Consider the following 17,445-nt stretch of genomic DNA (forward strand, 5'->3'; position numbering starts at 1 on the left):
GACAAGGTGTTTTTTGTTTGGAAGGAATTTGTAACTTTTTAATAGAATAATTATGAAGATGATCAGATAATAATTTTTAACACATTAGGAGATAAAACTATGGCAAAAAACAAATTACTAAGAATGGACAATGTCGGCATCGTTGTAGAATCCCTTGATGACGCAATCTCTTTCTTCGAGGAGATTGGCTTGAACCTCGAAGGGCGAGCCACTGTCGAAGGTGAATGGGCTGGTCGCGTAACCGGATTGGGTTCTCAGTGCGTAGAGATTGCTATGATGGTTACCGCAGATGGCCACAGCCGACTTGAACTTTCGCGATTTCTCGCACCTCCTACTATATCAGATCACCGGACTGCTCCTGTGAACGCCCTCGGTTATCTTCGCGTCATGTTCACAGTTGAAGACCTTGACGAAATGGTATCCAGACTCACTAAGTATGGTGCTCAGCTCGTTGGCGAAGTGGTTCAGTATGAGGACTCGTATCGGCTCTGCTACATTCGTGGACCCGAAGGACTTCTAATCGGTTTGGCGGAGCAACTCGGTAACAGATAAGTAAGTGGGGAGTTCTTGGAGTTATCCTAGCATTCATGATTGGGTCGTGGTTAGTGGAAAGTGACAAAAGTTCAGGTGGGTACGGTGTAGGCGGTGCTTTTGCTGCTTCTTTCTTCGGATTAGTCATTGCAGGTAATGGGATACTTTACTTTTTAGGTGGAGGAATTTCTGAAATTATACGTTTGTTTAAACAAAAAAGTATCGACCAGTAACTGAAGTCTTTTTAAAAACAAAAAGGGGCTTTAGTTTAAAAGAATTTTAATGACCATTGAGAATATTCAATTCGATTAGCGGAAAAAAGGTAGTGAGTTGAATCTTGGGTGTGAATGAGATAATAAAAATGGGACTGTCCTAAAAGAAAAGTGTCAGACACCTCCAACACAACATTTTGAATCAAAACCACGATTTTTCGCACAATGTTGTTAAATTCGGAGAGAGTCAGACACTTTTTGGAAAGCCCCTTTTTACTTACTTATTATTTTGTCGCTGCGTACACATCGATTACGCCGTTACCATAATAGAAAGAATCTCCAAGTGGTATGGCGGTATCATTAAGTTTTTGACGAACATCTACATTTGATAACCCAGGGTTACCTGCAATGATAAGAGCAGCTGCTCCAGCCACGTGAGGAGAAGCCATAGACGTTCCATTATAGCTGTCATAGCTATTACCAGGTACGGAGCTTAATATATTAACACCTGGAGCCATTACTTCCAGCTCAGATCCTACGCTTGAGAATGATGCACGATTGTTGCTGGAATCTACTGCACCTACTGCCATTACAGAAGCATATTTTGCCGGATAGCCGATGGTGTTCCGTTTGCCTCTTGTTCCAGAATTTCCAGCTGCCGCAATGACTAACACACCTGAGTTGTAGGCGTTGTCATTAGCATCTTTAAGTGCAGTTGAACCAGAACTGCCTCCTAAACTCATATTGATTACATCCATGTTGTTGTCCACTGCCCACTCAATTCCTTGAATAATTCCGCTGTAAGTTCCGCTGCCAGAGCTGTCTAATACTTTTACGGCATATAGACTAGCTGAATGCGCAACACCTATGACGCCAACGGTATTATTTAGTCCAGCAACTGTTCCTGCAACGTGCGTACCATGGCCATTGCCGTCTGAAAAGGCATCAGGCTCACCAGAAACGAAGCTCGCTCCACCGCTCACGTTAAGATCTTCGTGGCTAGCATCGATTCCTGTATCTAAAACAGCAACTTTAACACCAGAGCCAGTGTTTCCAGTCGCATGAACTTGATCTGCTTTTATGTGGGGAATGCCCCATGGCGTTGTTTGTCCAATTGCATAAGCCATTTGGTCTTCTTCTACATAAGACACATTAGGGTTCTTCTTAAGAGCTTCAGCCGCTTTTTCAGGCAAGGAAACAAGCATAGTATCCATAAATTTATACTGATGCTTAACCTGGCCTCCTAATTTTTTTATGTTATTAATCTGAGCTGTTTGTATATCTGATTTAAAACCAACGAGGAAGTCTTTCGGTCCTTTGTCCACCGATGCGGCAGATGCAGACGGTGCAGAGAAATGTAAGTTTCCAACCAATAATGATAGAACTAGAACTAGGCTGAATACAGCACTTAATGTTCTTAATGTAGCTTTCATTCCTTTTCCTCCAATCATGATTTTATAAAATATAATAATCAAACTATCGTGGTGCTAAGGTCCCGGGCCCGCATATGTATGTCAGAAAAGTTAGACTATTATTAATTTAATAGTACCATGAACCTAAAGTTAACAATATTGGGAAATATATGGTCTCGAATAGAGGTTAAAGAGCTAAAAAAACACATTATTTTCCCAATCAACATGCTCTGAAAATAGTGTTATAATAAAAGTTTTAGTTCAATTAAACAAGGTTTATGGTTTGAGAAAGAAATAATCAAGTTAGAAAAGGAGACAAAATTACCTTGGAAAGTTCAGACAGAAGATCTAAAAAACCCATGAAAATGTGAATAATCAAATTACACCACAAACCATTGAATAGTAAGTAAGATCATAGGGGAAGATTTGGATGATATTAGATGAAAACTTAAAAAACTATGAGACACTCTCCTAAATGGATGGTGTCTTTTTACATACATGGATGGTTCTATGGACTTAAGAAAGAGTTGTTCATCCATTTAGGGCTTTATTGCCAGTTTTAGAAACTTCTAGTGTAAATGAACTAACTATCTGAATTTTAAAGGTTTCTTATTGAAAAAAGTCGAAAAACTGTGTAGTTAATCGTCATTCGGATAAATGAAAAGGAGAGGATTTTAAAGATGGACGTTATGGTAAGTTCCAATGAAATGACAGACCTTTTGAATTCTTGGTACGTGGAGATTCGGGATCGCAATGTAGAAAAAGCAACAAGCTTGAAAGAGGAGATAGACGAGAAGATCAATAATATGGAAGAAAATCAAAATCTGCTGCTCTATTATTCGTTATTGACGTTCCGGTACCAGATGACAAGGTCGGATGATCTGGAAGAGCTGGACGCAATGGTTTCCCAATTTGATCAAGATAAAAATGAGATGGATGATATGATTGATTATTACTACCATTTCTTCAAAGGCATCCATCAGTACAAACAAAAACGATATGAAGAAGCGTTATCGTCCTTCCATTTCGCTGAGAAAAACCTTAATTCCATTCCTGACCCTATCGAAACAGCGGAATTCCACTATAAACTAGCCTCAGTTTACTCACAACATATGAAAATACTTCAATCCATCCAGCATACTTACAAAGCTTTAGAGATTTTTCAACAGAATGAGCATTACCGGTTACGAACAGCAGATTGTAAGAATTTGCTCGGAACAAATCATATCCTCCTTGGGAATTACGAACAGGCGAATTATCATTTGAACAAAGCTTTGGAGTACGCTCAGCATGTCCAATGTCGAGAGACGGAATCCATTTCTCTACAAAACTTGGGATGGATGTACTCCAGAATGGGAAATCCGAATGAAGCAATCGAGTATTTGACAAAAAGCCTGGAGTGGATGGAGGAGGAGAAACAATATCACTATCAGATCAAAACCATGTACATAATGGCCAAGCAGTATTTCAACCTCGATGAAATTTCAGATGCCTTGTACTGGGTAGACCGATGCACTGACATATGTCGACACAATCAGGATTCTGAATATCTTAGCAAGCTAAAGATTCTTAAGAGCAAACATACAATGGAGCTTTCAGATTACATGAACGTGCTTAAGGATGAAATTTCTTTCTTTCTCGACAAAAAATATTGGGGAAATTTAGAGGAATTCAGTCATGATTTGGCGAAATATTATGAAAAAGAGAGAAATATTAGGGATGCCATGAAGTATTACAAACTGGTCATCCACGCCAAAAACAAATTAAGCTAGGAGGATTTGTATGAAGAAAGTCATTGTCATGTTGTTATTGTCTTTATCGATGGTCATAACACCAATGTTCTTCAACACGACTCAAGCTCATGATGGAATTATTAAAGATTCACCTCCAAAAGCTGCACATGACGGAATCATCAAAGACTCGATCACACTAATTGCTCACGATGGAATCATCAAAGATTCCCCCACATACCACACATAATAAACATTACTAATAAATACGAAAAAACATGATTCCTCAAGTGCCGTGTCCGGCACTTTTTTCTTTTAGGCTGTTAACGCAAACTTTGTTGCTCTTGCACTTAAAGGAAGTATAAAATACTTTCTTCAGTATAAGGGCAACTAATGCTCGACCTACAAAAGGCTTGGTCTCGCCAAGTTTTCTTTAAAAGTCGTTGATTTCCGCTCCAGGATGCTCGCTTTCCGCGGGGCGTGCGGTGAGCCCACTCGCGCCTTGCGCGACCTCAGGAGTCTCCTTATCAAGGAAGCATTTGTGCTCCTGCGTCTACAAGTAAGTCCTGTCGAAGCGAGCTTCCTCGTCGCATGCCTTGCGAGGAGATTATTCAGGTAGTAGGCACGCTGACCCCACAGGACAAGGAAAGCTTCCCAGCGTTACATCGCACGGAGAAAATGAGATTTTCATTTTCGAGGAGTCTCGCACCTTGCTCGCCAATCAACTTGCACAAGGTGGCTTTTTTAAAATTACTCAAAAGCAACAATCTTTTAGAAAAGAGCCTTTACATTTAAAGAAAGTATAAGTACTTTCTTCAATATAAGCGCACAAGCTGGTGGCTTCGGAAGCAATTCACCGCACGAAGGAAAAGCGATTGCTTTTTCGAGGAACTAAGGCTCACGGCTTGGCTTGCCAAGTTTTCTTTATGACAAATTTCTTCTCCTATATCCTCTATATCCTCGTTCCCATTTTTAGGTCTATCTGCGTGTTTATTGGTATACATATCCACTCGAATGGGAATGAGTGATAAAATAGGGGTACACAACCGTTTAAGGAGGAATGATGGATAAGGAAAAAGAATTGATCAACGAAATCAGGGGATTGATCAAGAACTTTCAAAAAGATCTTCCAGAAGAGAAACGATTGGAAGTGTTTCATCAAATCATCTACCTAACGGGTCTGCTGACAAGAAAGAATCGGCATAATATATAAAAGGCGCAAACCTTTGAAAAGGTTCGCGCCTGTTTTTGTTTTCAAGTTTAATAAGATAATCCGTGTCCGTATTCGTAGAGATCAGGTATCGTGACAGGGAGTTTTCCTGTCGGGTTCACTTCTCCTGTGATGACTTTCGCGAGCGCTTTGACCGAAATATCACGATATCCGTATGTCAGAACATTAGCGTCGACATCAGGGAAGGCCATGATGTCATATGGATTCCGCATCGATGCGACAACGACTTCCTTGCCGGTTTCCATCAACTCGTTCACCAGCTGCTGTTGGGCGTCATTCAAGTTTGCGCTGTATGCGGTGACAATCACCGTCTCTGCATCCGATGCCTGTTCAACAGAGTTCGAAATTTGAGCTGCGGTCGGACTAGTATTGGTAGCATACGCTTCTGCCGAATAGCCTTTCTCCGTCAACTGATCAGCCAGTAATCCGGTATTTCCGATCGAAGGCCCAGTGACGAAGAGTTCACGGTCAGAATCAAGCGGAAGCACATCGTCGTTTTTAACAAGTGTAACGCTTTCTTCTGTCATTTGATCTGCAAGCGCAAGGTTCTCTTCTAAGCCGATGTCTTCAATCGCATCCTCAGGTACGTTCGGTTCATGGAACAGCCCGCGCTTGAACTTCAGTTCGAGAATACGGAAGACAGACTGGTTCAATCGTTTCTTTGAAATTTCGCCGCTGTTGACGGCATCTAACATAGCATTGTAAGCAAGCGGTACATTCGGAGGGTTTAGTAAAATGTCTGCTCCAGCTTTAAATGCCTCAACCGGCACACGGTCAGGAGGGACGACATTGGCTCCTGACATACCAAGACTATCGGTGATGATGACCCCGTCAAAGTCCATTTCCTCACGCAGCAAATCGGTCAAGATCGGTTTGGATAGGGTGGCAGGGAGACCTGAATCATCTAAAGCAGGAACGACAATATGCGCAGGCATGATCGCATCGATTCCTGCTTCAATTGCTGCCTTGAACGGTTTCAAATCTACCTCGTGCAACGTCTCTAGATCATGATTGATGATTGGAAGACCGTAATGGGAATCGACATTCGTATCGCCATGTCCCGGAAAATGTTTCGCGGTCGCCATGACGTCTTCGTTTTGATAGCCCGTCACTTGAGCGGCGCCCATCGCTGCCACAAGATCCGGATTTTCAGAGAAAGAGCGGACCCCGATTACAGGGTTTTCCGGATTCATGTTCACATCCAATACTGGTGCAAGGTCCATGTTGATACCAAGGCTTTTCAGTTCCATTCCCATGATTTCAGAAGATTGGCGGGCATAGTCGGTAGAACGGGTCGCGCCGAGGGCCATATTCCCTGGAAAGACGGTTGCAGGCTCTGTCACACGTGCGACGACACCACCTTCCTGGTCTGTCGCAATCATCAATGGGATTGGCATCCGCTGATCCATCGCGATATCCTGTAAACCATTCGAAAGGGCATTCACTTGTTCGAAATCAATCGGTGTACCAATGTTGCCGGTCCAGTTGAAGTAGATCACACCTCCGATATGATACTTTTCAATCGCTTCCTTGAAGTTCTTCGCCCCTCTGTTTTGATTGAGATTTGTGTCTTCATAATTCGGGTCGGTCGGCGTCTGGCCATAGACATGGATCATGAACAATTGCCCGACTTTTTCCTCGAGTGTCATGTGCTGGATCTTGTTCTGGATCCATCCTCTCCGTGCTTCCTCATCATCCCAGCCCGGCTTTGTCGGATCATCCCAGGATGCATTTGTCATCCCAGGGACTAAGAGAAAGAGCGAAATGATCAGGATCAACGTGGTTGTGCAGAACTTTTTCAAGATTCGTCATCTCCTTTCAAAATAGGTCCATTATCGCCTCGGGTCAACGTGATATCCGCAATGACAGGCAAATGATCTGAGGCTAGGGTGGATGATATTTCACTATGCTGAACGGTCATGTTATCAGACGTGAAAATATAGTCGATCCGCTTTGTAGGTGAAAGGGCAGAGTATGTAAATCCTGGCGAATCATCTCCTGCAACAGCCCATGCGTCTGTGAACATATCGAATAATGGTGCGAGTTCTGGAGCTTCCGGTGTGGCGTTCATATCGCCGACAAGGATCTTATCTCCAGCTTGTCCCTCGAAAATATTCAACATATCATCCACTTGCATCGTTCTGATCGTTGGATCGCCTCGATAGTCGAGATGGGTGACATAAAATGGGACAAGAGCGCCTTTTACATTGATGATCGCTTCAGCAAAGCCTGGCGAAAGCTTCGGTTCCGGCTCAGCATCTTGTGTTGATAGTCTTGTAATCTCTTGATTGGTGGCTTGGACAATTGGATATTTACTGAGTACAGCTACGCCAAATTGTCTTCTAGGGGCATCTTCAGAAACGGGGTCAAAATCATAGATTGGGGCGAAAAAGTAATGCATGTCCAGCTGCTCGGCAAGATCCTCGATGATGTTGTCATTGTTGCTTCGGGCTCCCCAATGGACATCAACCTCCTGCAAACCGATGATCTCGGCTCCGGACTCCTCAATGACATTGGCAATCCGATCGATGTCATAAGCGCCGTCCGAACCTGCACCAGCATGGATATTGTACGTCATTACACGGACATCCATTTCTGTACCGTTGGAAGCATCTTCGGCGAATGTCGTTCCAGTTCCGCCGACCATCCCAAACAAAATCATTCCTAACACAGCAATACGTACCAACAACTTGAACACATTCAAATTTGTCCTCTCCTTTGCTATGTAATCGCTTACATGGAAAAGTCTAGCAACAGCTGGTATAGATGTCTATACGACTATGCTCCTTAATATCCAAATATAATATGTTGAACCATGGGACTCAGGGATGAATTAAGAGGAAAGGAGAGGGAAAATGTGAGTAATGAAGTGATTGAAAAGGGATTTGATGAGGATAGGTTAACAATAGTTAATCAACTCTTTATAAAACAAGAATAGTAGCTTCATAGTTTCGGTCTATCCTTTTTAATGGATTTACATATAGAAAGGATGGAACAACTATGAAAAAATTATTGAGAAATGGCGTTTTGGCTGCAGCACTTGTAGGTATGGGAACGACGTTAGTATCCCCGGCGACAGCTGCTGATCAAAGTACCGAAAAAACAGGTTTGAATCCGAATCAGATTTTGAATGTTGCACACCGCGGAGCTTCAGGTCATGCGCCTGAACATACCCTTCCGTCTTATGAGTTAGGGGAAAAGATGAAGGGCGATTATGTGGAAGTCGATCTTCAAATGACAAAAGACGGTGAGCTGATCGCGATGCACGATGAAACGCTCGATCGTACCACTAATGGCACTGGTCTGGTGAAGGATCATTCGCTTGAAGAAATCAAACAACTCGATGCTGGTTCATGGTTCAACGAAAAGTATCCTGAAATGGCGAAGGAAGAATATGAAGGGGTACAAGTTCCGACTCTTGATGAAGTGATCGAGAAATTTGGGAAAAGTGCCAACTACTACATCGAGACAAAATCCCCGGAAGTCTATCCGGGAATGGAAGAAAAACTCCTTGAAACGCTAGAGGAACATGGTTTGACAGGACCGAACAATCCTTCCAGCCAGGTGATCATCCAGTCTTTTAGCCCTGAAAGCTTGAAAAAAGTCCATGAACTTAATCCGAAAATTCCGCTTGTCCAATTGCTCTGGTATACACATACAGCGACAATTACAGACGCGGAACTCGAACAATACAAACAATACGCTGTCGGTGTCGGGATGAACCACGATCAGATTGATGAAGCTTATGTACTAAAGGTCAGGGAACACGACTTGCTGATCCATCCGTATACTGTAAACGAAAAAGCAGACATGGAAAAACTCCTCGACTGGGGCGTGACCGGGATGTTCACGAATTACCCGGACCGTCTCCACGAAGTATTGGAAGGCAGATAACGAATATAAGGTTTTAGGCGTCTCGAAACAGCTCAATTCGGGACAGAGAACCGCGAAATTCTCTATCTGCTGTCTCGAAACAGCTTTAATTGGGCCAGAGAAAGAGAATTGCATAAAGTCTCTGGTGGCCCGCTACGACTTCACGAAAACCCATATAACCAAAAAAGGCTGACCCAAACACCTATGAATTTGGATGTTTCGGGTCAGCTTTTTTATGCTTTATCTTTCATTGACTAAAATCTTTTGAGTTTCTTTCTCCCGAATTTGTCTGGCTGCTTGGATCATGTTCGTAAGAGCTGCAGTTGTTTCACTGATTCCCCGTGTTTTCAATCCACAGTCCGGGTTAACCCAGAATTGGCGGGGATGGAGGACTTTCAATGCCCGTAAGATGTTTCTTTCGATTTCATCGACCTCGGGAATGCGTGGACTGTGAATGTCATATACGCCCAGCCCGATCCCCTTTTCATAAAACTGTTTCTCAAAGTCTACAATCAATTCTCCATGGCTTCGAGCTGTTTCAATCGAAATGACATCTGCATCCAATTGGTCGATGGTGTCCATGATTTCCCCGAACTCGGAATAACACATATGGGTATGGATCTGTGTCTCATCTTTTACAGTACTGGTAGCAAGCTTGAATGCATAAACGGCATCCTCCAAATATTGTTTTTGCTTCTCGGTTTTCAATGGTAACCCCTCACGTAATGCAGGTTCATCAACCTGGATCATATGGATCGCCTGTTCTTCTAAAAAGCTGATTTCTTTTTGCAATGCCAGTGCGATTTGTTTCGTGACATCAAACCTGCTTATATCTTCCCGGACAAAGGACCAATTCAAGATGGTTATAGGTCCAGTCAGCATTCCTTTTACCGGTTTATCTGTCAACGATTGAGCGTAGCTGATTTCTTTTACGGTCATCGGTTCTGTCAACGCTACATCTCCGTAAATGATCGGCGGTTTCACGCAACGGGAGCCATAAGATTGAACCCAGGCGAATCTAGTAAAGGCAAAGCCATTCAATTTTTCCCCAAAGAACTCAACCATATCGTTGCGTTCAAATTCTCCGTGTACCAATACGTCAAGACCAAGCTCCTCCTGACGATGGATCCATTCATTTATATTATCTTCAATAAAAGCGTTATACTCTTGATCGGACCATTCACCTCTACGCCATTTCTGTCGCGCTTGTCGGATTTCTGTTGTTTGCGGGAGACTGCCAATCGTGGTTGTCGGCAATAACGGAAGCTTGAAAAAGCCTTCATGGATTTTTTGACGTATAGAAAAGTGTGTTCCTCTTTTGGGTTCTACACCTTTCCAACGCTCCATTTCTTGTTGGACGTCTTGACTATTAATGGCAGGTGATTTCAGCAGTTCTTCTCGACAGCGTAATTGCTCTTTTATTTTTTCTTTAATCGCATCTCTTCCATAATTCAATCCCTCTGTCAAAACAACTACCTCTTCAAGTTTCTCATCAGCGAATGATAGGGCGTTTTTCAGGGCAGGATCCAATTCCTGTTCAGTTGTGACCGTGACTGGAACGTGCAAAAGGCTGCAAGAAGGTTGGATAATTAAACGCTCTTTACCGACTTCTGAAAGGACGGTTTCGAGCACTCCTATTGTTTTATCCAGATCGTTCCGCCAAATATTGCGACCATTGATCACGCCTGCTGCAAGGGTTTTATCGCGTGGAAAGCCGTGTTTTTTCAGTGCTGCTAAATTCGCTCCTCCATCATGGACGAAATCAAGACCAATTCCAGAAACGGGAAGGGAGACGACCTCTTCATAATGAGATACAGCCTCATAATAGGTCTGAAGCAGGATTTTTATGCTCGTTAGTTTGTTGTCAATGGTTTCATAGACGTGTTTGAAAGTGTTGATTTCTTCAGCTGTTAACGTAGTTGCAAGGATCGGCTCGTCGATTTGTACCCACTCAGCACCAGCGCTCTCAAGTTCTTGCAGCACTTGTATGTAAAGGGGAACAAGTTTATCGAGTAATTGGTTGAAATTTTTTTCGTCAAACCCTTTTGCTAATTTTAAGAATGTAATAGGGCCGAGGATGACCGGCTTTCCGTTAATCCCAAGATCTTTAGCCTCCAGAAAATAGGGGAGTAAGCGGTTTTCTGTAAGCTCTGGCTTTGCGTCAGGTCCGATTTCAGGCACGATATAATGGTAATTGGTGTTGAACCATTTGGTCATTTCTGATGCAACGGCTTCCTTATTCCCACGGGCGATATCAAAATAGGTTGCTAAAAGGACATTCCCTTGTTGATGATGAAAACGGTCGGGGACAAAGCCGAACATCACAGCTGTATCAAGGACATGATCATATAGACTTAAGTCACCGACAGGAATCAGGTCGATCCCGATCTCTTTTTGCTTTTTGAGATTATGGATTCGAAGGTTCTCTAATTTAGTTGATAGTTCATTTTCAGATATATTACCCTTCCAAAACTTTTCCAGTACTTCCTTCCATTCTCGTTTTTCGCCTATTCTTGGATAACCGATTGATGAACTTGCTGCTTTCGACATGTTCATTCCTCCCATTTCATAGTTTGGACAATAAAAAAGAGCTCTCCCATGTAAGTGTCTGAACCTCTCCGTAACTACCAACAAATTTTTGATTTAAATGTTGGTTTGGAGGTCTGACACTGTTCACATGGAACAGCTCCTGTTTTGACAGCATGATCAAACTCAGCCTGTGATGACAGACTGATACCGTTAAAACGCTCAACACCTCCCTATTCCTCGTAGGTTCTAGTGCAATCAACAACAGGCAGGTCTCCTGACTTATGATCTTCACATACCTGCGCCTTCCCATCTTTATAAGATAGTGACATCTGGCAGGCTGCTCCCAATTACAGTGGCGGGACCGTGCCGGATTTTCACCGGACTTCCCTTTTAAGTTGAATAAGCTCAGTAAACGTATTCAACACCTGAGTGATCTACAATATTCAGTTTCCGTGTATATGAAAAAAACCTCTATAAGAGAGGTTTACATACACACCTCTCTTATTTCTCAAAGCATATGCTTTGCTGGAATTGGCACCACAATCAACACATATATATGCTGATAGGTTGCCGGGTTTCATCGGGCCAGTCCCTCCACCACTCTGAATAAGAGATACGATTTGATTGATTAAGAGCATACTAGCATTGAATAATTGACCTGTCAACGACCGGATCAATAAAAATCAACTGTAAAATGACAACAATCGAATGGCTTCGGGGTAAATTGACAATCAATCTAAATCGGAATATAATTTGGTTGGTTGACCAAATTATTGGAGTGAGATGATGAAAAAGGATGACAAAAGACAACGACTGATTGATGCTGCGTATAAAGTGTTTGCTCGTAAGGGTTTCAACAATGCATCCATTAAAGATATTGCAAGAGAAGCGGAAATTACACCTGGTCTAGTCCATTACTATTTTAAAAGTAAGGAAGAATTGCTGATCTCTGTCCAGAATAGCATTCAAAAAAGCTACCAGCAGCAATATGCTGGGAAGGAAACGCACGAGCTTAACTTGCAAGAAACGTTAGAGGAAATCAAATCACGTGTTGAAAATGATCCTGACTGGTATCGATGGCGATATGAATTATTTTCACTTGGTTTGAAAGACGAAAAACTTCAGGAAGAACTGGCTTCAATCCTCGAAAATGGAAGAAAAAGCTTATCTATGCCCATGAAACAGCATACAGAAATGAATGGGAAAGAAGATCAGCTGGCTGCCATCCTGCTGGCATGTTTCGATGGACTTGCCCTACAAAAAATGGTCTATAAGGATTTCGATCTCGAGGGTGCTTATCAAAGTCTAGCAGAAATGCTCGAAATCTATTTTTAAAAATAGGTTTCTATTTTTACACAATATTGGTTGGTTGACCAAATAAAAATGGTGGGTGAATAGGTTGTTACGAATAGTAGTAGTTTTGTTGATTTTGTTTGCTCCAAATGTGGCACTAGCAGAAGAAGAAAAGTCCCAAAAAGAGTTGCTTGAGAATTTTATGGAAGAAGCGATGGAAGAATACAAGATTCCTGGAGCATCTTTAGGTGTTGTCCAGAACGGAGAGGTGACCTTCAAACAATCTTTTGGAGAACAGGGAAATGGGGAGCCTGTGACAAATCAAACACTTTTTACGATAGGGTCCGTGAGTAAGCCGCTTACAAGCCTCGGTATCATGAAGCTGGCAGAAAAAGGAGAGATCAATCTGGATGTGCCGATCGATACTTATATTTCCTTTGATTATGGACAATCGGATAGTCGATACGAAATAACCATCAGGCAACTGCTGTCTCACACAAGCGGAATCGGTACATATGAAGGCCTTCAAGTAGCCGATCACAATTTGAGAGGGAAAGAAGCGATTGCAGAAGCTGTGGCAGTACTGGAACCAGTCGAACTCAATGCTGAGCCTGGGGATATCCATCAATATAGCGCTGCCAACTACTTGCTGCTTGGAAAGATTATTGAAGAAGTGTCAGGGATTTCTTTTGCAGAATATATGCAAAAGGAAGTGTTTGCAAGCTTGGGAATGGATCGAACTTTTGCTACATATTCAGAGGCGGAAAAATCAGGCTACCAACCTGGTTACCAATCGTGGTTCGGAAAGCCGGTCAAAAGCGATCTTTGGTTTGATGACAGCGGCGCTCCTTATGGGTATATGGCCTCTACAATAAATGATATGACAACGTTCATTACAAGATTGGCAGATCGAGAGAGTTTGTTATCTGAACCTTATGGAACGATGTATTTTTCCCCGGAGGTCCATAGGAAAGAGGATTACTACTATGGTTTAGGCTGGAGAATGAACACCAATGACAAGGATCCTTTCATTTTCCATGGCGGAGAAACGCCGGATACAAGGGCAGAATTATTCATCAGCCAATCTAAAGATTATGCCTTTGTATTACTTACAAATAAGAATAATTTTTCAGAAGTCATGCAGACGATCCACATGAAAGAAGGAATCAGATCAATCATTGAAAAGCAAGAAGTGATGCCGTTACCGGAAATGAGCTACAAAATGCAACGGCTCACGCTATTAGCAACAGTTTTGATCACAAGCCTTTCCATTTGGATGGTCGTTCACTTAATCAAGAAAAAGGTATTGCATAAAAAGGTGTGGGCTGGCTTAGCAACAGCATCGATGGTTTTCGCGATTCTGCTCATTCCAATTCTGGCTGCTATATTTGATGCACCCTGGCATATATTCGTTGCTTATGGTTCAGAAATGGCCATATTAATCCACGTAATGATCGGTGTTCTAATGGTCAATGGCATTTCGTCTTTAGCGATCTTAGGATGGAAAAGGAAGAAGGGGAATACTCTGTCCCAATCAGCATAAGTTACAGAAAATCTACTGAGTGACAAATGTCATCTGAATGTTATGACACTGCTTACTGATGTGCGGAGATCTCAACGTGATAGTGTAGTGGTAGTTCCTTAAGAAAGAAGGTGAATGTATGAAGACCATCTTGATGACGGGCCTGGGAATAGGAATCGTTTCGGGAATTGCCGCTATCTTATTGTATGAGGTATTGTGCTATCTTTTAGGAGTGACCTTCGAACAATTGAATCCTGTATCCATCATGATTGCTTCGGTCATCGTGAATATGATTGGAGCGATGATCTACTCGTCTCTTAAAAAGAAGACGTCCAGCCCGAGAATGTATTATGCAATGATCACAATTGGAGTTGCATTATTCCTTTCATGGATGGATTGGGCCTATCCGCCTGAACCTGGAATCGCAGGTGTCGCAAATCCGATTCATGCGCTTGTAGCTTCGCTTTCAATTGCTTGGATTCCAGTCTGGGTAAATAAACGTACTCGGAAACCTAGTTGAAGGAAGAAAGAGTATCCCTATAAATAATGAGCTCCATTTTCTCCGCTAATTTCCATTTTTGCATGTTACGATAAGTAGTGAAGTAGAAAATAATAAGCGACGTGATAAAAAATGAAACGTCTATTCGATTGGGGTGAATTCGGATTGTTTCCAAAGCAGTTCGGAATGTTCCCTTATATTTTTCTCGTGTATATGTTGATACCAGTCCTTATGATGCGGTCGGAGGCTGGGATAAAAGCGATCTTGGGTTATGCGATGATCGCTTTATTCCTTATTTCTTATCGCCAGCTTTTTTATTCGATCTATAAAAATAGCCGTTCCTTTACATCCTGGTTGTCTGTCCAATTGTCCATCATTTTCATATTCAGTCTTTTCTACGAGCCGGATTATTTGTTTCTCGGGTTTTACCCAGCTATCTTTATCGGTTGGTATCCGAAGAAGAAACCGTTCTACACAGGCCTGGCTATGTTATTCATCATCCAAGTGGTTCCTGTCCTGTATCATACTTTCCAAGAATCAAAAACCTACAATCTGGGTTATATTTTTCCATCCATTATCATTTTACTGCTATCACCATTTGGTTTCAGATCGATACGCAAACGGATTGACCTGGAGCAGCAACTTCAACAAGCCAATGCCAAGATCAATGAATATGCAGCAAGGGAAGAACGGATGAGGATTGCGCGGGATTTGCATGATACGCTTGGTCATACGTTATCTCTTATTACATTGAAAAGCCAGTTGGTCGGTCGAATGGCTTCGATTGATCCAGAAAGAGCCAGGTCAGAAGCCATGGAAATAGAAAATACATCTCGGGCAGCACTGAAGCAAGTACGGGAGCTGGTGTCCGACATGAGGACATTGAAACTGAGTGATGAGTTGGTTGAAATACGACGGATCCTTCAAGCAGCCGGAATCGATTTTGACATGATCCATCATGACGGTGTTGAAGACATCCCACCGTTGACTCAGAATATTCTCAGTATGTGCTTGAAGGAAGCTACGACCAATGTAATCAAGCATAGCGGAGCAGCCCATTGCCTAATCACAATAAAACATTCAACGACTGAACTGACAGTTACTGTGAAAGATGATGGAATCGGGATGAAGGAAGAAAATTCAGATGGGAACGGATTAAAGGGTATGAAAGAGAGGCTAGAGCTGATTGACGGAAGTCTAACCATTACAGAACAAAATGGAACAATAGTAGAAATGAAGGTTCCACTGGTGCGAAAATCAGAGAAAGCAGGTGCTGGCTTATGATAAAGATTTTGGTAGCGGAAGACCAGAGGATGCTTCTTGGGGCACTCAGTTCTCTACTTGATATGGAAGAAGATATGGAGGTCATCAGCCAGACGATGAATGGTCAAGAGGCGTTTGAAGGGATTGTTAACCTTCAGCCGGATGTGTGTCTCATGGATATTGAAATGCCGGGCTGCAGTGGTCTTGACGTAGCTGGGAAGTTGGCTGGAATTTCACATCCATGCAAAATCATCATACTAACTACATTCGCCCGTCCAGGTTATTTCGAACGTGCTGTTAAAACTGGGGTCCATGGGTATTTGCTGAAAGATGGCTCGATTGAGGACCTTTCTGATTCCATCCGGAAAGTCGTTTCGGGACAACGTGTCTTCAGTCCTGAGTTGATGATGACCACCATCACCGAAGAAAATCCGTTGACGGAACGTGAGCAAGAGATTCTTCAGCTCGCTGCTTCAGGCATGACGACGAAGGAAATCACAAAGGAACTCTTCCTTTCTCATGGAACTGTCCGCAATTATATTTCAGAAATCATTCATAAACTAGAAACTAAAAACAGGATCGAAGCGATAAAAACTGCCGAGAAGAAGGGGTGGATCTGACAGCTTACATAGAAGTTTTATTGACGCAGATCAGGAAAGGAAGAGTGGGCATGTACGGTTCAGCAGACAAGTCTTTGCCGCAACGAATAACCATTCTAGCAAGTGAATGTATTTTCCTTTTGTTTGTGTATTGGTTTTTATTTTTGGAAGGGAGCAACGTTTTCCATTTATCCGACGGCGACTTTGGACGAAAAGTGATGTTGTTTATCTTTTGTCTGATTATATTTGTGAGAATGAGTTTCATGGTGGTTTATTTGTTGAAGCGTGGAATTACATGGGAAGAAACATGGGGAGTCGTCTTTGCATTTATGATCTATTATCTTGGGTTTTCCATACTGGGCGGAATCATAGACAAGCCACTAGATTGGATTGACGGGATCGCCATCTTTATTTTTTTGGCAGGATCTGTGATCAATACGTTATCTGAAGTATTGAGAAATCAGTGGAAAAAGGATTCTCAGAACAAAGGCAGGCTTTATACAGGCGGATTATTCAAATATGCGATCCACATCAATTATTTCGGAGATGTCGTTTGGGTAGTCGGGTTTGCTTTGCTCACTAGGAATTTATGGTCAGTGGTGGTACCATTCGGTTTATTCATCATGTTCGTCTATTTCAATATACCTGAGCATGATCGATATTTAAGAGAACGCTATGGAAAAGCATTTGTAGCGTATGAAAAGAAGACGAAGAAACTGATTCCTTTTGTGTATTGAAAATGAGGAGGGAA

The 17,445-nt window shown here is 42.4% G+C and carries 17 protein-coding genes and 2 riboswitches; of the genes, 13 read left to right on the plus strand and 4 right to left on the minus strand.

What is annotated here, in order from left to right; genetic code table 11:
* Window positions 1–99 precede the first annotated feature (99 nt).
* The gene (locus ACTWQL_RS16405; RefSeq protein ID WP_443143508.1) at window positions 100–552 is read left to right on the plus strand and encodes a VOC family protein; all 453 of its coding nucleotides are present in this window, start codon (window positions 100–102) and stop codon (window positions 550–552) included.
* A 35-nt stretch (window positions 553–587) separates the two neighbouring features.
* Entirely contained in the window at window positions 588–764 is a 177-nt protein-coding gene (locus ACTWQL_RS16410) for a hypothetical protein (RefSeq protein ID WP_443143509.1), read from the plus strand.
* Window positions 765–1,027: 263 nt separating this feature from the next.
* Here the strand turns inward: ACTWQL_RS16410 and ACTWQL_RS16415 are convergent, their stop codons facing one another.
* Window positions 1,028–2,176, minus strand: coding sequence for a S8 family peptidase (locus tag ACTWQL_RS16415; protein ID WP_443143510.1), 1,149 nt, complete (start codon window positions 2,174–2,176; stop codon window positions 1,028–1,030).
* A 659-nt stretch (window positions 2,177–2,835) separates the two neighbouring features.
* Here ACTWQL_RS16415 and ACTWQL_RS16420 point away from each other — a divergent pair.
* The 4 genes from ACTWQL_RS16420 (at window position 2,836) to ACTWQL_RS16435 (ending at window position 5,098) form a co-directional block, all read left to right on the plus strand.
* Window positions 2,836–3,927 carry a response regulator aspartate phosphatase gene (locus ACTWQL_RS16420; RefSeq protein WP_443143511.1) on the plus strand — a complete coding sequence of 364 codons (1,092 nt, stop codon included), beginning with the start codon at window positions 2,836–2,838 and terminating at the stop codon, window positions 3,925–3,927.
* A 10-nt stretch (window positions 3,928–3,937) separates the two neighbouring features.
* Window positions 3,938–4,135: a hypothetical protein gene (locus tag ACTWQL_RS16425; protein ID WP_443143512.1), complete on the plus strand. Its 198-nt coding sequence runs from the start codon at window positions 3,938–3,940 to the stop codon at window positions 4,133–4,135.
* A gap of 346 nt (window positions 4,136–4,481) precedes the next feature.
* Complete coding sequence (locus ACTWQL_RS16430; protein ID WP_443143513.1) at window positions 4,482–4,691, plus strand: hypothetical protein; 210 nt, start codon at window positions 4,482–4,484, stop codon at window positions 4,689–4,691.
* Window positions 4,692–4,948: 257 nt separating this feature from the next.
* Window positions 4,949–5,098, plus strand: coding sequence for a hypothetical protein (locus ACTWQL_RS16435; protein ID WP_443143514.1), 150 nt, complete (start codon window positions 4,949–4,951; stop codon window positions 5,096–5,098).
* Window positions 5,099–5,145: 47 nt separating this feature from the next.
* Here the strand turns inward: ACTWQL_RS16435 and ACTWQL_RS16440 are convergent, their stop codons facing one another.
* Window positions 5,146–6,918, minus strand: coding sequence for a glycoside hydrolase family 3 protein (locus ACTWQL_RS16440; protein WP_443143515.1), 1,773 nt, complete (start codon window positions 6,916–6,918; stop codon window positions 5,146–5,148).
* Window positions 6,915–7,814, minus strand: a complete 900-nt coding sequence (locus ACTWQL_RS16445) for an endonuclease/exonuclease/phosphatase family protein (RefSeq protein ID WP_443143639.1) — start codon at window positions 7,812–7,814, stop codon at window positions 6,915–6,917. Before ACTWQL_RS16445 ends, ACTWQL_RS16440 begins: the two co-directional genes overlap by 4 nt.
* A 302-nt stretch (window positions 7,815–8,116) precedes the next feature.
* Between ACTWQL_RS16445 and ACTWQL_RS16450 the strand changes: the two genes are divergently transcribed.
* Window positions 8,117–9,010, plus strand: coding sequence for a glycerophosphodiester phosphodiesterase (locus ACTWQL_RS16450; protein WP_443143516.1), 894 nt, complete (start codon window positions 8,117–8,119; stop codon window positions 9,008–9,010).
* Window positions 9,011–9,229: 219 nt separating this feature from the next.
* On the opposite strand, the gene metE is transcribed toward ACTWQL_RS16450, so the two are convergent.
* The gene (gene metE / locus ACTWQL_RS16455; protein WP_443143517.1) at window positions 9,230–11,539 is read right to left on the minus strand and encodes a 5-methyltetrahydropteroyltriglutamate--homocysteine S-methyltransferase; all 2,310 of its coding nucleotides are present in this window, start codon (window positions 11,537–11,539) and stop codon (window positions 9,230–9,232) included.
* A gap of 226 nt (window positions 11,540–11,765) precedes the next feature.
* Window positions 11,766–11,960: riboswitch (cobalamin riboswitch) on the minus strand.
* A gap of 56 nt (window positions 11,961–12,016) precedes the next feature.
* Window positions 12,017–12,131: riboswitch (SAM riboswitch) on the minus strand.
* Between the two features lie 173 nt (window positions 12,132–12,304).
* Between metE and ACTWQL_RS16460 the strand changes: the two genes are divergently transcribed.
* The 6 genes from ACTWQL_RS16460 to ACTWQL_RS16485 all read left to right on the plus strand — a co-directional run bounded on the left by ACTWQL_RS16460 (window position 12,305) and on the right by ACTWQL_RS16485 (window position 17,431).
* Window positions 12,305–12,853, plus strand: coding sequence for a TetR/AcrR family transcriptional regulator (locus ACTWQL_RS16460; protein ID WP_443143518.1), 549 nt, complete (start codon window positions 12,305–12,307; stop codon window positions 12,851–12,853).
* A 64-nt stretch (window positions 12,854–12,917) separates the two neighbouring features.
* On the plus strand, window positions 12,918–14,354 hold the full coding sequence (locus ACTWQL_RS16465; protein ID WP_443143519.1) for a serine hydrolase domain-containing protein: 1,437 nt from the start codon (window positions 12,918–12,920) through the stop codon (window positions 14,352–14,354).
* A 118-nt stretch (window positions 14,355–14,472) separates the two neighbouring features.
* A complete protein-coding gene (locus tag ACTWQL_RS16470) occupies window positions 14,473–14,853 on the plus strand; it encodes a hypothetical protein (protein WP_443143520.1) in 381 nt (126 codons plus the stop codon).
* Window positions 14,854–14,964: 111 nt separating this feature from the next.
* The gene (locus tag ACTWQL_RS16475; RefSeq protein WP_443143521.1) at window positions 14,965–16,116 is read left to right on the plus strand and encodes a histidine kinase; all 1,152 of its coding nucleotides are present in this window, start codon (window positions 14,965–14,967) and stop codon (window positions 16,114–16,116) included.
* The gene (locus tag ACTWQL_RS16480) at window positions 16,113–16,715 is read left to right on the plus strand and encodes a response regulator (protein WP_443143522.1); all 603 of its coding nucleotides are present in this window, start codon (window positions 16,113–16,115) and stop codon (window positions 16,713–16,715) included. Before ACTWQL_RS16475 ends, ACTWQL_RS16480 begins: the two co-directional genes overlap by 4 nt.
* Window positions 16,716–16,972: 257 nt before the next feature.
* Window positions 16,973–17,431: a DUF1295 domain-containing protein gene (locus ACTWQL_RS16485; protein ID WP_443143523.1), complete on the plus strand. Its 459-nt coding sequence runs from the start codon at window positions 16,973–16,975 to the stop codon at window positions 17,429–17,431.
* The last annotated feature ends 14 nt before the right edge of the window (window positions 17,432–17,445 follow it).

It is taken from the genome of Pseudalkalibacillus sp. R45, assembly GCF_052246725.1.
Lineage (GTDB): Bacteria > Bacillota > Bacilli > Bacillales > Fictibacillaceae > Pseudalkalibacillus.

What these genes read in the sequence shown, in the direction of transcription:
- ACTWQL_RS16470 (WP_443143520.1), top strand. Translation starts at nt 14,473, where the DNA reads ATGAAGACCATCTTGATGACGGGCCTGGGAATAGGAATCGTTTCGGGA.
- ACTWQL_RS16425 (WP_443143512.1), top strand. Translation starts at nt 3,938, where the DNA reads ATGAAGAAAGTCATTGTCATGTTGTTATTGTCTTTATCGATGGTCATA.
- ACTWQL_RS16450 (WP_443143516.1), top strand. Translation starts at nt 8,117, where the DNA reads ATGAAAAAATTATTGAGAAATGGCGTTTTGGCTGCAGCACTTGTAGGT.
- ACTWQL_RS16460 (WP_443143518.1), top strand. Translation starts at nt 12,305, where the DNA reads ATGAAAAAGGATGACAAAAGACAACGACTGATTGATGCTGCGTATAAA.
- ACTWQL_RS16410 (WP_443143509.1), top strand. Translation starts at nt 588, where the DNA reads ATGATTGGGTCGTGGTTAGTGGAAAGTGACAAAAGTTCAGGTGGGTAC.
- ACTWQL_RS16480 (WP_443143522.1), top strand. Translation starts at nt 16,113, where the DNA reads ATGATAAAGATTTTGGTAGCGGAAGACCAGAGGATGCTTCTTGGGGCA.
- metE (WP_443143517.1), bottom strand. Translation starts at nt 11,539, where the DNA reads ATGTCGAAAGCAGCAAGTTCATCAATCGGTTATCCAAGAATAGGCGAA.
- ACTWQL_RS16475 (WP_443143521.1), top strand. Translation starts at nt 14,965, where the DNA reads ATGAAACGTCTATTCGATTGGGGTGAATTCGGATTGTTTCCAAAGCAG.
- ACTWQL_RS16405 (WP_443143508.1), top strand. Translation starts at nt 100, where the DNA reads ATGGCAAAAAACAAATTACTAAGAATGGACAATGTCGGCATCGTTGTA.
- ACTWQL_RS16415 (WP_443143510.1), bottom strand. Translation starts at nt 2,176, where the DNA reads ATGAAAGCTACATTAAGAACATTAAGTGCTGTATTCAGCCTAGTTCTA.
- ACTWQL_RS16435 (WP_443143514.1), top strand. Translation starts at nt 4,949, where the DNA reads ATGGATAAGGAAAAAGAATTGATCAACGAAATCAGGGGATTGATCAAG.
- ACTWQL_RS16420 (WP_443143511.1), top strand. Translation starts at nt 2,836, where the DNA reads ATGGACGTTATGGTAAGTTCCAATGAAATGACAGACCTTTTGAATTCT.